This window comes from Streptomyces sp. NBC_00690, from assembly GCF_036226685.1.
Lineage (GTDB): Bacteria > Actinomycetota > Actinomycetes > Streptomycetales > Streptomycetaceae > Streptomyces.
In genome coordinates, this window is record NZ_CP109009.1 from 8,654,766 (window position 1) to 8,667,988 (window position 13,223).

General features: G+C 69.0%; 11 protein-coding genes. 7 read left to right on the top strand and 4 right to left on the bottom strand.

Going from position 1 to position 13,223, the window contains the following annotated elements; genetic code table 11:
• Positions 1-276: 276 nt before the first annotated feature.
• The 3 genes from OID54_RS36710 (at position 277) to metX (ending at position 3,870) form a co-directional block, all read left to right on the top strand.
• The gene (locus OID54_RS36710; RefSeq protein WP_329026879.1) at positions 277-756 is read left to right on the top strand and encodes a hypothetical protein; all 480 of its coding nucleotides are present in this window, start codon (positions 277-279) and stop codon (positions 754-756) included.
• 595 nt (positions 757-1,351) lie between these two features.
• Complete coding sequence (locus OID54_RS36715; protein WP_329026881.1) at positions 1,352-2,710, top strand: bifunctional o-acetylhomoserine/o-acetylserine sulfhydrylase; 1,359 nt, start codon at positions 1,352-1,354, stop codon at positions 2,708-2,710.
• A gap of 17 nt (positions 2,711-2,727) precedes the next feature.
• A complete protein-coding gene (gene metX / locus OID54_RS36720; RefSeq protein WP_329026882.1) occupies positions 2,728-3,870 on the top strand; it encodes a homoserine O-acetyltransferase MetX in 1,143 nt (380 codons plus the stop codon).
• A 70-nt stretch (positions 3,871-3,940) separates the two neighbouring features.
• Here metX and OID54_RS36725 read toward each other — a convergent pair whose 3' ends face one another.
• Positions 3,941-5,041, bottom strand: a complete 1,101-nt coding sequence (locus tag OID54_RS36725) for a calcium:proton antiporter (RefSeq protein WP_329026884.1) — start codon at positions 5,039-5,041, stop codon at positions 3,941-3,943.
• Positions 5,042-5,258: 217 nt separating this feature from the next.
• Positions 5,259-7,655, bottom strand: coding sequence for a penicillin acylase family protein (locus OID54_RS36730; RefSeq protein ID WP_329026886.1), 2,397 nt, complete (start codon positions 7,653-7,655; stop codon positions 5,259-5,261).
• 691 nt (positions 7,656-8,346) lie between these two features.
• Here OID54_RS36730 and OID54_RS36735 point away from each other — a divergent pair.
• Positions 8,347-8,589 (top strand): DUF397 domain-containing protein, encoded by a 243-nt coding sequence (locus OID54_RS36735; protein WP_329026888.1) that lies wholly within the window; start codon positions 8,347-8,349, stop codon positions 8,587-8,589.
• A 182-nt stretch (positions 8,590-8,771) separates the two neighbouring features.
• Positions 8,772-9,293 (top strand): GNAT family N-acetyltransferase, encoded by a 522-nt coding sequence (locus OID54_RS36740; protein ID WP_329026890.1) that lies wholly within the window; start codon positions 8,772-8,774, stop codon positions 9,291-9,293.
• Between the two features lie 94 nt (positions 9,294-9,387).
• On the opposite strand, the gene OID54_RS36745 is transcribed toward OID54_RS36740, so the two are convergent.
• Complete coding sequence (locus tag OID54_RS36745) at positions 9,388-10,701, bottom strand: amidohydrolase family protein (protein WP_329026892.1); 1,314 nt, start codon at positions 10,699-10,701, stop codon at positions 9,388-9,390.
• A gap of 897 nt (positions 10,702-11,598) precedes the next feature.
• Between OID54_RS36745 and OID54_RS36750 the strand changes: the two genes are divergently transcribed.
• Both OID54_RS36750 and OID54_RS36755 read left to right on the top strand, forming a co-directional pair.
• The gene (locus tag OID54_RS36750; protein ID WP_329026894.1) at positions 11,599-11,841 is read left to right on the top strand and encodes a DUF397 domain-containing protein; all 243 of its coding nucleotides are present in this window, start codon (positions 11,599-11,601) and stop codon (positions 11,839-11,841) included.
• 65 nt (positions 11,842-11,906) lie between these two features.
• Positions 11,907-12,713: an SAM-dependent methyltransferase gene (locus tag OID54_RS36755; RefSeq protein ID WP_329026896.1), complete on the top strand. Its 807-nt coding sequence runs from the start codon at positions 11,907-11,909 to the stop codon at positions 12,711-12,713.
• A 21-nt stretch (positions 12,714-12,734) separates the two neighbouring features.
• Here the strand turns inward: OID54_RS36755 and OID54_RS36760 are convergent, their stop codons facing one another.
• Positions 12,735-13,049 (bottom strand): VOC family protein, encoded by a 315-nt coding sequence (locus OID54_RS36760; RefSeq protein ID WP_329026898.1) that lies wholly within the window; start codon positions 13,047-13,049, stop codon positions 12,735-12,737.
• Positions 13,050-13,223: the final 174 nt, after the last annotated feature.

A 13,223-nucleotide genomic window follows, 5' to 3' on the forward strand; every position in this document is an offset into this window, starting at 1 on the left:
TGCTGCTTCGTCTGCCCCGCAGGTCGACGGTTCATCAGAGCTGTCGAGGCATCGAGCCGCGACCCGATCCCACCCGGGGGATCGGGTGCCCCGTGCCGTGCGCAGGGACACGTCCCACGGCGCTCCGGCGCATTCGAGGGGTGGGGGCCTTACCGCGTCCGTGGCAGTGGGCGCAACAGCGCGTCCCACTGAGGACACGTGCGTATAGCCTGGCGACACGGAGCGGTACCTCTGCCGGGCGGCGGCGGGTACGGCCGGACTCCAGGGGCGGGATCGATGAGCAGGGCGACACCAGTCTGCTTCGGGGACAGGCTCTTCTGGGCCTACGACGTGGGGCTGGGCGTCCTCTTCGCCGAGGCGATCCGCGTTGCCGAGGAATCCACCGCGAAGCGGCATCCCCTGTGGTGGGGCGAGTTGGTGCACCAACTGCGGGTGCATGCGGTGGTGGGGGCGAGCATGGCCGTGCTCCTGGACGAGTTCAGCGCCGAGGAACAGCGGGCGTTGCTGGGGTGGGTCTCACGAGCGGGCGTGCAGCTGACCGAGCGGGGCGGTGTCGATCTCGCCGAGGTCGCCGGGTGGAACGTACTGGACGGCCAGACCATCGATCTGCGCGGCGCCCGCCATGTGGCCCCCGGCCCTCTGGTGGAGCTGGGGCAGGCCATGTCCGATCTGGTGGACGACACCCTGCCGCCACCCCCACCGGGGCGCCACTGGTACTTCGGCACACCTGCCGGTCGGGTCCTCCAGGGAGAGTGAGATCCCGGTGGGACCGGGGAGGGAATCGCACCCCCTGATCTCCGTATGTGCGTGGGGTGTTCTCTCCCCTGCAAACAGTCTGGTACCCCGTCGTCCGGCCCTGACCCGAACGACGGGCCACCGGGTGCGGACCGACCCCGTACGGGCCCGAACAGACTCGCATCAACACCGAACGTACATTCGGTCATTTATCCAATATTGCCGTGGTATTGCGGCAGTGTGGCGAAACGGGCGTCGCCCTTCCCGGTACCACCCCGGGTCGCTACGTTGCAGTGCACGATCTCTCGGGACCCCTCGGCCACCGGCAGCGGGAAGGGCACGCGGTTGAACGACGGCACCTCACGACGACGGCGATCCGCGCGCCGGCCGTCCGCACGCGATCGACCTCAGCCCGTCGGGAGACCTGCCGAGCCGGCCGCCGCTCCCGCTTCGACGTCCGGCCACCGCCGCGGTGGACCGCGCCCGTCGGCCCGGCGCTGCCACCGCGACCTCCGTCCGTGCTCCGACACCTCTTCGAGCACCGCAGCGGATGCCCCGGGAGTGCCACGCAACCTCACTCCGTCCGACACCGTCCACCACATCCGAAGGAAGAGCCATGAGCCAGCCCATCGACTCGGTCGCCGCCGGTCACACGCCCGACGACACCGCATCCGTACCCGGCCCGGGCTGGTCCTTCGAGACCAAGCAGGTCCACGCCGGCACCGCACCCGACCCCACCACCGGTGCGCGGGCCGTCCCGATCTACCAGACGACGTCCTTCGTCTTCCGTGACACCCAGCACGCGGCCGACCTCTTCTCGCTCGCGGAGCCCGGGAACATCTACACCCGGATCCACAACCCCACTCAGGACGCCCTGGAGCAGCGGGTCGCAGCCCTGGAGGGTGGGGTGGCCGCCGTTGCGCTCGCCTCCGGACAGGCCGCCGAGACCCTGGCGATCCTGACCCTGGCGAGCGCCGGCGACCACATCGTCTCCAGCACCTCCCTCTACGGAGGCACGTACAACCTCTTCCGCCACACCTTGCCCCGCTTCGGCATCGAGGTCTCCTTCGTCGACGACCCGGACGACCTCGACGCCTGGCGCGCCGCCGTCCGCCCCAACACCAAGGCGCTCTTCGCCGAAACGCTGGGCAATCCCCGCGGCAACGTCCTCGACGTACAGGGAGTGGCGGACACCGCCCACGCTGCCGGCGTCCCACTGATCGTCGACAACACGGTCCCCACGCCCTACCTGCTGCGGCCCATCGAGCACGGCGCCGACATCGTCGTCCACTCGGCGACCAAGTTCCTCGGCGGCCACGGCACCACCCTCGGCGGTGTCGTCGTGGACGGCGGCACCTTCGACTTCGGAGCGCACGCCGAGCGCTTCCCCGACTTCAACGAGCCTGACCCCAGCTACCACGGCCTGAGGTACTGGCCCGCCCTGGGGCCCAGCGCCTTTGCCATCAAGCTCCGCGTCCAACTCCTGCGGGACATCGGCCCCGCCATCGCACCGCACTCCGCCTTCCTCCTGCTCCAGGGCATCGAAACGCTCAGCCTGCGCATCGAGCGGCACTCCGCCAACGCCCAGGCGCTCGCCGAATGGCTGTCGCAGCGCGACGAAGTGGCCGCCGTCCACTACCCCGGCCTGCCCGGCAACCGGTGGCACGGGGCCGCCCAGCGCTATCTCCCGCGTGGCGCCGGTGCCGTCCTCTCCTTCGAACTGCGGGATGGGGTGGAAGCCGGCAAGCGCTTCGTCGACGCCGTGGAACTCTTCAGCCATCTCGCCAACATCGGCGATGTACGCAGCTTGATCATCCATCCGGCATCCACCACGCACAGCCAGCTCTCCCCCGAGCAGCTCGCCGCCACCGGAACCTCCCCCGGGCTGGTCCGACTCTCGGTGGGTGTTGAGAACATCGCCGACCTCAAGGCGGATCTGGAAGCAGGATTCCGCGCGGCGAAGGGCGCATCCTGAACCCTCAGGCCCACACGGTGTCCCGGAACGCCCTCCTGCCCCCCGCCACCGGGGCCTGGCAGGAGGGCGACCCGCCCGGCCGGCGACAGTGGGCCCGACTGCGCTCGGCACTGCCCCTGGAGAGCGGCGGGGAACTCCCGGGGGCCCGGATGGCGTACGAGACTTGGGGGCAGCTCGCCCCCGACGCATCCAACGCGGTACTCGTGCTCCACGCGCTGACCGGCGACAGCCACGTCAGCGGCCCGGCCGGCCCAGGCCATCTCACCGCGGGCTGGTGGGACGGGCTGATCGGGCCGGGACGCGCCCTCGACACCGACCGCTGGTTCGTGGTCGCCCCCAATGTGCTCGGCGGCTGTCAGGGCAGCACCGGCCCGTCCTCGCCCCACCCCGACGGCGGTCGTTGGGGCGGAGCCTTTCCCTTCGTGACCACCCGGGACCAGACCGAGGCTGAAGCACGCCTCGCGGATCAGTTGGGCATCGATCGCTGGGCCCTCGTGGTCGGCGGCTCGATGGGAGGGATGCGAGCGTTGGAGTGGGCGGTGTCCTGGCCGGACCGGGTGGCCTCGCTGCTCGTGCTCACCTCCACCGCGGCGGCGAGCGCGGAACAGATAGCCTGGGCGAGCGTGCAGTTGGGCGCGATCCGTAGCGACGCCAACTGGCGCGGCGGTGACTACCACGACGCCGGACCCGGGCGCGGACCCCACCAGGGCCTGGGGCTCGCCCGACGACTGGCGCATGTCACCTACCGCAGCGAGAGCGAACTCGACATCAGGTTCGGGCGCGCGGCGCAGGAAGCGGAAGACCCCTGGCGCGGCGGTCGCTACCAGGTTCAGTCGTATCTCGACCACCACGCCAGCAAACTGGTCCACCGCTTCGACGCCGGCAGCTACGTCGTCCTCACCGAGGCCATGAACAGCCATGACGTCGGTCGAGGCCGCGGCGGAACAGCAGCGGCCCTGGGCCGGGTCAGCGCCCGCACGCTGATTGCCGGCGTCGATTCCGACCGGCTCTATCCACTCGCGCAGCAACACCACCTCGCCGCACACATCCCTGGGGCCGACCGGGTACGCACCATCGCATCGCCCTGCGGCCACGACGGGTTCCTTGTAGAGGTCGAGCAGGTCGCCGCACTGGTCGGGGAACTGCTCGACACCGAGTGACCAGAGTGACCCGAGTGACCCGAGAGGCCGGGAACGTATCCACGGCCGCCACGTCCTTCCGTGCGCGGGTCTAGGGACTGAAGGAGAGGAAGATGAACGCGGCGAACAACACCAGGTGCACCCCGCCCTGGAGGAGCGTCGCCCGCCCCGGCACCACGGTCAGGGCGCTGACCACCGCGGTGAGCACCAGCAGCACCATATGGGTGGCGTCCTCGCCCAGTACCAGCGGTCCTTCGAGCCAGAGCGTCGCCAACGCGATGGCCGGAATGGTCAGACCGATGCTGGCGATCGCAGAGCCGTAGGCCAGATTGAGACTGGTCTGCATCCGGCCAAGACGGGCCGCTCGTGCGGCGGCGAGCGTCTCCGGAGCGAGCACCAGCAGGGCGATCACCACACCGACCACCGCCGTGGGCAATCCCGCCGACTCCACACCGTCCTCGATGGCCGGCGAGACCAGCTTCGCATTGCCGACCACGGCCACCAGCGCCAGTACCAACAGCGCGACGCTCGACCAGGTCTCACGGTCGTTCGGCAGCGGGGCGTGGTCATCGGGGTCGGCGGCCTGGTCCTGGGAGCGCACCGGAAGGAAGTAGTCCCGGTGGCGCACCGTCTGGACCCCGACGAACAACGCATACAGACACAGGGATGCCCCGGCGGCGAACGCCAACTGGCTTCCGGTGAACTCGGGGCCGGGCTGACCCGTAGTGAAGGTCGGCAGCACCAGGGTCATCGTGGCGAGCGTGCAGACGGTCGCCAGGGCGCCGCCGGAACCCTCGGCATTGAAGACGGCGACCCGATTGCGCAAGGCTCCGACCAGTACCGAGAAGCCGACGATCCCATTGCACGTGATCATGACGGCGGCGAAGACGGTGTCCCTGGCGTAGGTGGATGCCTTGGCGCCGCCCCCCGCCATCAACGTCACGATCAGCCCCACCTCGATGACGGTCACGGCAACGGCGAGGACGAGCGAGCCGAACGGCTCACCGACGCGGTGCGCCACCACCTCCGCATGGTGCACCGCGGCCAGCACGGCACCGATGAGACACACCCCGATGAGCGCAACGGCAGGACCGGGCAGCTCCCGACCCCACCCCAGTACGAGGGCGATCACCGCAATGGGCGGCACCCACGTGGTCCACTGGGATCTCAGCCGTGGTGCGCCAGTCTTCATGCACGCCACGCTGCCAGCAGCGAGGGCCGGGCGCGCGGGGTGCTGCGCCAACGGGGTGCGGAGCGCAACCCCTCACCGGCGCTTCGGAACGGACCGGCTGTCGACCTGCGCAACTGCTCGGGGCCGTCCACCCCGAGCAGTTCCGACGACCGGCTTCACCGCTGAGACGACCGCACCCGCCCGCAGCCGGTGGCCGGCCCGCTTCGAACGGTGTGCCTCATCGTTCGCGCACCTGCACCACCCGTAGGGCGGGCGAGCTCAGAATGTCCTTCTCGCAGAAACGGGAGGTCACCCACTTCCCGGCCGCGTACAACTTCGTCTGGTCCTGGTAGTGGGGCGAGAGCGGATTCGACGACTGGGAGTACGTCAGCGAGGTCCGCGCCACCGGGCACCGCCCCCCATCCCAGCCCACCGCCTGGATATGACTCGACCCCATGGCCACCTCCGCGTACCCGCCCCCCGCGGGATCCCATCGCGCCTCGACCTTGTTCCACACGCCGAGGGACTCCGTACCCCCGTGGACTGCGATGCGCTCGCCGTTGCGGACCACGAACTGGTGCCGTCCGAGCGGTGCGTCAAGGGCGATGCCGGCCTGGCGCAGTTCGGCCACCGCGGCGGTCAGTGCCTGTCCGAACAGGGCCGACTGGGTGTTGACCGTACGGGGCGTGCCCACCGGATCCGTCACCGAGAACGGCGTCCGCCAGAGCGTTGCCGCCGACTGGGCGCTCAACCGCCGCCAGAACCGGTCGAAGAGCAGTGCGCCGCGGCTGTCCGCGCCGACCGTGCGATCCCAGTTCGCCAGAGCCCGGCAGGCTTCCGTGTCATCGGGCAGGGCAGCAGGGCATGCCCGGACCACATCGGTGATCGCCAGGTCCGCGACCGGTACCCGATTGGCGAACTGCTGACGCTGGAGGTCCGCCACGGTGAGGCTGCCCCTGGCGGCCATGGCCGATACGTCCTCGATCCCACCGCGGGTGCGCAGCGATCGGGGAGTGCCGACGGTGCCGAAGATCCGCTCGTATCCGGTCAGCGGTTGATTCGCGTTGGCGAGCCAGGCGCTGTCGTTGGAGTTGGCGGCATAGGGAGCGTTGACCAGGGTGGGCATCCTGGAGGGGCCGAGGATGCCCGGTTGGACCGCGTCCTGGTCCGAGCCGAGAGCACATGCGTTCCGGGACCCGTCCAACACGGCCATGCCCGAGGCCGGGTACATGGCCTGCCCCAGAGGTGTCGAGCACTGTGTGACCAGCTCATCCGTCATACGGGGCAACACCTGAGACTGGGTGAACAGCGTGCCGCCCCTGGAGTCCGCGGCGATGGTGTTGACCCAGGGCAATCCCTGGGTCCGTCGTAGCGCGCGCAGGGCTTCGCCGGTGGAACGGGAGGCACCCAGGGCAAGCGCCGAGTCGGGCAGGCGCAGGTTGCTGGCGTTCGGGTCGTGCAGCGCGTACGCGACGTTCGTCGACCACGGCAGGGGCAGCGTCGGGCCGAGCGAGGTGATCACGGGGCCGTACCGCGTCCACCATTGCGTACGCGTGACGGGGGACGCGCCCTTCACCTCGACGGTGACCGTCCGCTGACGCATCCTCTCCCGCAGACCGTCCACGACGTACACGGTGGGATCGGCGGGGTCGAGCACCAACTGGTGCAGATTCATCGGTACGCCGGTGGAGACGGTGTGGCTCCACGCCATCTTCTCGTTGAAGCCGATGTTCACCACGGTGGTGCCCAACAGGGCACCGCCCGACACGTTCAACACGCCGGGAATGGTCTGCTGGACCTGCCAGAACCGTCGTCCGCCGTGCCAGGGGTAGTGGGGATTGCCCAGCAGCAGTCCACGTCCGTCGGCGGTCGTGTTGCCACTGAACGCGACGGCGTTGGAGCCCATCTCCGCACTCCGTGTGCTCTCGTCCGAGAACAGCCGACGTGCCGCCTCCGCTGCCGCTGTGGGGACGGGTACGGTCGCGGGTCCGCCCACCCGCTGGGGTGGCTGCGCCGAGGTGATGCTGTCGACGAGCCGTCCCTGACCGCCGAGCACCGCGAGGGCATGGTTTCGCCGCGCCACGTCAAGGGCGGACACCGGACGCACCCAGGCGGCGTTCTGGCAGGCCGGATCGGTGATCTGACGTTGCTTCAGCCAGGCGTTGTATCCGGCTGCCCAGCCGCGCATCAGCTCCTTCGATGCCCTGCTGGGTCCCCTCGGTGCGGGCGTGGCGAGAAGTTGTTCGACCGTCCTGCTGTCGCGCACCCCTCGGAAGTACAGATCGCTGGAGAGGTTGCTGGCAGCCGCCGACAGTGAATCGTCGGAGTCGGCTTCGGGGCCGAAGTGCAGGGACCGTTCCCCGCGCACCGTCAGGAAGCCGTCGGCGAGGACGCACACCTGATCGGCCGCCTGCGCCCAGCCGGTGCCGAAGCCGAGACCCGCGTAGTCCTTCGCCAGGACATGGGGGATGCCGTACTCGGTATACCGGATCACTGCGGACAGACCATCACCGGCCAAGCGGAGAGCAGGTGGTGCGGTGCTGCGGGCCGCGGCGCTGGTCGGCAGGAGGGTCGCCCCTATCGCCAGGGCGATGCCCACGAGTCCAAAGCGTCCGGTACGGGTACGGAGCAACACGGTGCCTCCCCAGAGGGGCGAACGACAAGGGGTCGCCCCATGCAGTCAGCCCGGGTATTTCCTGTCAACGGGGCGATCAGGCCAACCGAGGAGGGCGCGTGTCATCCCTTGCACGCCCCCGGTTTACCGAGGTCGGGGTTGTGTTGTGTGCGGGGCTTGGGCAGCCCTGGGGCTGGTGGGCTCCTGGGTTGCGTGCGCCCCCGTTGAGGGAGTCCGGAATCTATCGGTGCGAGGGTGTGGTCCGACCTCATCCCGGAGGGATTCGGATGACGCCGGGCCTGTCGACGGGCATCGTCGAGCCGCTGTTCGCTGGTCATCCATCGCTCGCTCAGGGCGCACTCTCAACCTCAAGTCTAGGGTGAGAGTTGTATGGGTCGCCCTCTGGTTCGGAAGCCCGTCGGAAGATGCCCCCTCCCTGTTTTCCATCGCGGAAAGACGAGGAGTCGGCCGAGCCGCCGAGGTGTCGGTGGCGTTGTCGAGCGCCAGATCCACCAGTTGGTGCCGGTCGTGAACCGCTGTCCCTGCACCGATCACGATCGATTCGCCTCGGATGCCCGGGCGTCTGGGCTGGTGGCCGGGCCGGTGGCTTCGGCACGCGATCGTGTGGTCCGCGCCGGGTGCGTCGGCGGCCTGTGCGGGAGGGCGGCAGGTGGCTACGCTGGCTCGGAACCCATGCGGGAGGAGCACGGACGTGGCCGAGAGCACCACCACCACGCAGATGTTTTCGAGTTGGGAGAAGCCTGAGCTCGACCTCAGCAGAGCGGATTGGCGCTCCGGTACCCAAGGGACCGGAGACGTTCAGATCGCCTTCGTCGAAGGCTTCATCGCCATGCGCAACGGCGGCCGACCCGAGAGCCCGTCACTGATCTTCACCCCGGCGGAGTGGCGGGCGTTCGTGCTGAACGCGCGGGAGGGGGAGTTCGACCTCACCTGACCTGCTGTACCGCCTCCAGCCGTGGGCGCGGTGCGATGGGACGGCGCTCTGTCCGTCGAGCTGAAACCCTGTTCGCCCGTCGATGGCACTCAGCCGTAGATCGTCCTCGGCTGCCTGGCGTGCTGGCAAGCACCGCGAAATGCACGAGCGCCCACAACAACCCGTGTGATAGGCACGGGAGCATGGCAGATCTGATCACAACGCGGTTACTTCTCCACCCACTGAGCATCGACGAGGCCCGGCGGTTGGTGGAGAGCACACCTCAGGGCGAGGACCATTGGGAGGCCGGATATCCCACCGACGGGGATGTGACGGGCGCTCGCAAGTTCCTCGACAACTGCGCCAGGACGGGTGATACAAGGCCGTACGGCCCGTACGAGCTCCGTCGTGCGGACAACGGCCGGGCCATCGGTGGCGTGGGCTTCCACGGCCCGCCGAACGCCGCCGGCACGGTGACGATCGGCTACGGACTGGCTCACTCGGCGCAGGGCAAGGGCTACGCCTCGGAGGCACTCCGGGGCCTCTTGGCGGCGGCGCGCGATTGGGGTGTGGCAGCAGTCGAAGGCGACGCCGATCGGGACAACATCGCATCCCGACGCGTGATGGAAGCCGTCGGGATGCGATGCGTCGCCGAGGACGAACGCCTGGCCTTCTACCGGATCACCTGGTCCGACGGGCCGGATGACGCGGGGGTTGGACCGTGACCCGCCGCCGCGGTGAGGCCGACGGTCGATGGCGGGCCACGGCCCGGTCGTACCCGGTGAGCGGCCCGACCGGGCGACGACCTGCGCGGATCCGTCAGGCGTCGACGGGGAAGCCGTAGCTGATCACTGTGCTCGGGTTCTTGAGCGCTGCCACGTCGTCGAGCGGGTCGCGATCGACCAGTACGGCGTCACCGCGGAAGCCGCGCGCCAGCCGTCCGGCGCTCCGTGACAGTCCCACCAGTCGTGCCGCACCCGTGGTCGCCGTACGGATCGCGTCCAACGCGGGCAGCCCGGCCTCGCGCAGCAGTTCGACCTCTCGGCCGATCGGATCGACCGCACCGGTGGAGGAGTCGGTTCCGGAAGCGATGGGAACCCCGAGCTCGTGAGCTCGTAGGGCGGCGCGCTGGGCGATGGGGAGGAAGCGTCTACCGCGCTCGGCGAGTATCGGGTCCGGATCGGCTGCGAGACTGGCCATGGCGGCGAGCGTGGGAGTGAAGTAGGTACCCCTCCTCCGCATTTCCCGCATGGTGCGCTCGCCGAGGTACACCCCGTGTTCGATGCTGCTGACCCCGGCCATCACCGCATCGTGGATGCCCTTCTCGCTGTAGCTGTGGCACAGCACGGTCGCGCCGCCCTTTCGGGCCGCAGCCACGGTCGTGGCGAGTTGATCGCGGTCGTACACCTGGGTCAGCGGATCCTCCGTCGGTGATCCGGCCCGCTCGTTTACCCGCGTCTTGATGACGTCGACGCCTCGGGACAGGTTCACTTCCACCACCCTGCGCAGCGCCTCGGCCGTGCGCACGCCGTCCTTGAGCCGGCTGAGCGGTGCGAGGTCCGGGTCGGCCAGGATCGTGTCCCCGAGCTTGGGTGTGACGAAGATGCCTGCCGCCCGTATCCGCGGCACGCGTCCGGGTGCCCAGCGCGCCAACTCTCGCAGCGCGATGTCCTGGTAGAAGCTGGTGCTTCCGCTCCTGATGCTCGTCGCTCCGAGCTTGATGGCCCGGTGGGCGTCGGTCTGGTTGCTCAAGTGGATGTGCGCGTCGATGAGTCCCGGCAGGATCCAGCGGCCGTTCGCCCGAATGACGCGAGCGACCTTGCGTACGGCCGCCACGTCGTTGCGCGTTGCCTTCCGGGTACCTGCCGCACGGACGGAACCGTCTTCGATGACCACCACGGCATCCTCGGTGACCCGACCCGTCAACGGGTCCAGCAGCGTACCGCCGTCGATGATCAAGGTGCCCCCGCGGGGCGGGCGGGACTGATGGGTGCGAGCGCCGTCCGCCGCCGAGGCGGTTCCCGCGGCCGTGCCGGTGAGTGCCGCCCCTCCCGCCAGGACGGCCGCGCCGGCGAGTACGCCGCGACGCGTGACCCGGGAGGGAGGGGGCGGGATGTTGGGGTCAACGCACATGGACATAGCTCCTTGAGGGTGTGGCTACGGCTCCGCGCTCGCTCTCCTGCTGCGCGATCAGTGCTCGATGGCCAGGACCCTAGCCGCATGTATGTGTGCAGACAACAGTTAATGCACGGGAGTGTGCAGTTCCGACTGGTGCGACGAAAGGGTCGTACCGTGCCTGCTCCTGCGGCCGGGGTGTTATGGCCCCGAAGGTCGAAGCCGTCATGAGATGGAGGCGCTGCTCGTCCGCCATGGGGCCAGAACCCTTTGCGTCTTCCGCTGTTCGGGAGCGGCGGCCGGCCAGGGGCCGCACGCCCTCGGGCAGCGGCGGGACCCAGGGCGAACACGTCGGTTCCCCGGCGCCGCCCAGAGGTGCCCCATCGAGATCGGGACAGTCGGTAGTGCAGTGGCGTAAGTCAACACGGTGATGACCTGCACGCCTTCCGAGCTGCCGGGATTGCACGCTGAACAATGCACAGTGCATTGTCGTGAAGTGCTCTGTGCACCCCACCTCACTCATGGCAAACTGCTTCCCAACGGGCCTACGGGCAGGGGTGTTTGACGGTGTGCCGGAGGGTCGGTGCCGTTTCGATGGATACCGGCCGGTCGAACGAATCGGCACGGCGGACCACGACACCGCGCGCCCTTGCCGCAGGGCGGACCCGGCCTCGAAAAGGCCGGCGATGCTCGTCGTCGGCCCGTGTCGACGGATGGTCTGCACGAAGGAGGGGGAGACGATGTGGTGGCCACCACCGAGCCTGGTAGACGGGCCGGCCACATCAGCATCCCCGACCGCGTTCGCCACCTTCCGCACTTCCACTCGCGCGACCGCCGCCCCGCCGAGCGTGACCGCAGCACACCCCCCAGCAAGTTCAGAGATGTCCCGGGGACGGACATCCACAAGGAGATGCAATGACCGCGCGTATCCACCATGTCGACCACGCCGCCGCAGACCTGGGCGACGAGAACTGGAACCGACCGTGGAGCGGACCCAACGGAGCCTCCTGCGTGGAGGCCAAGAAGCTCCCCGGAGGAAGGATCGCCCTGCGTCAATCCACCGACCCACACGGCCCGGCCCTGGTCTGCACCACGGAGGAGATGCGGGTCTTCATCCAGTGGACCAAGGACGGCGGCGCTGACTTCTTGATCTCTTGAGTGCCCACGGAGTCGTCTGACACCACATCCGAGGCACCCGCACCGACGAGAGACAAGGACGGGACATGACCGCAACGACGGACGACGGATCGCCCCAGTTAAACCCCCACCAACCCCATCCGGCCCGTATGTACGACTACTTCCTCAACGGGAAGGACCACCATGTCGTCGACGCTGCGGCAGCCGAACAGGTCCTGACCTTCTACCCTCAAGCCAAGGCCGCCGCGCAGGCCAACCGTCGCTTTATGCAGCGAGCCGTAGGGCAGCTCGCCCAAAGCGGTCTGCGACAGTTCCTGGACATCGGCACCGGCATCCCCACCGAGCCGAACCTCCATCAGATCGCCCAGGGCGTCATACCGGATGCACGGGTGGTCTACGTCGACAACGACCCCATCGTCCTACGCCATGCCGAAGCACTGCTGAACAGCCGTCCTGAAGGGCGCACCGAGTACGTCCAGGCGGACGTCCGCCATCCAGAGGCGATCCTCGACGCGGCTCGTGAAGTGCTCGACTTCGACGAACCCGTCGGGCTGTCCCTCGTGGCACTGCTGCACTTCATCGACGACGCACAGGACCCCCGCAGACTGGTACACGACCTCCTCGCGCCCCTGGCGCCCGGAAGTCATCTGGTGCTGTCCCATGGAACGGCCGACGTCGACCCCGAAACCATGGCACGGGTCATGGAGGTCTATCGAAGCGGCGGCGTCACGGTCCAACTGCGCACCAGGGACGAGATCGCCGCCTTCTTCGAGGAACTCGTACTCCTCGATCCAGGTCTGGCGCTGGCGGGGGACTGGCACCGACCGGTCGACACCCCGGAGAGCGACGACGTACAGGTCCCGCTCTACGTGGGCATCGCCCGCAAGCAGTAGGGCGGGCAGCCCGGCCGCGGCTCAGGAGGACGGGGCCGCAGCCAGCACACTGAGGATCACGGTGCGCCCATCGGGATCCGTCAGGCGGTGTTGGCCCGGGGCGTATGCCGACGCGCCCCGGGCCGCCCGCACCGTGAAGCCGAGTCGTAGACGTCCCGTGGCCGGGCGCCTACCGCTCGGATAGAGCTCCCACACGCATCCGTCCTGCGTCTGCGCGGCGTAGTGCTCGGGCCCGTCGCCGTGCTGCTCCTTGACGAAGTCGAACCCGAGACCGGTGTAGAAGGCGTGACACGCTTCGAGTCGATCGGTGTAGAGCACGGTCAAGGTGGTGTGCAAGTGGTGCATCTCCTCTGTGGCGCCGCGGTGGCCGCTTCCATCAGAGCATGGGCCGTCCGTTGAACTGTCGACAGGGGGCCTTTGAACGGGCCCCGTGTACGGATGCCCCCGGCGCCTGCCGACCATCGCGGATCATCGACATTTCTCCCCGGCCGATCGATGCGCGGCCGTGGG

What these genes read in the sequence shown, in the direction of transcription:
- OID54_RS36710 (WP_329026879.1), top strand. Translation starts at nt 277, where the DNA reads ATGAGCAGGGCGACACCAGTCTGCTTCGGGGACAGGCTCTTCTGGGCC.
- OID54_RS36725 (WP_329026884.1), bottom strand. Translation starts at nt 5,041, where the DNA reads ATGAAGACTGGCGCACCACGGCTGAGATCCCAGTGGACCACGTGGGTG.
- OID54_RS36750 (WP_329026894.1), top strand. Translation starts at nt 11,599, where the DNA reads ATGACCGCGCGTATCCACCATGTCGACCACGCCGCCGCAGACCTGGGC.
- OID54_RS36740 (WP_329026890.1), top strand. Translation starts at nt 8,772, where the DNA reads ATGGCAGATCTGATCACAACGCGGTTACTTCTCCACCCACTGAGCATC.
- OID54_RS36755 (WP_329026896.1), top strand. Translation starts at nt 11,907, where the DNA reads ATGACCGCAACGACGGACGACGGATCGCCCCAGTTAAACCCCCACCAA.
- OID54_RS36745 (WP_329026892.1), bottom strand. Translation starts at nt 10,701, where the DNA reads ATGTGCGTTGACCCCAACATCCCGCCCCCTCCCTCCCGGGTCACGCGT.
- OID54_RS36715 (WP_329026881.1), top strand. Translation starts at nt 1,352, where the DNA reads ATGAGCCAGCCCATCGACTCGGTCGCCGCCGGTCACACGCCCGACGAC.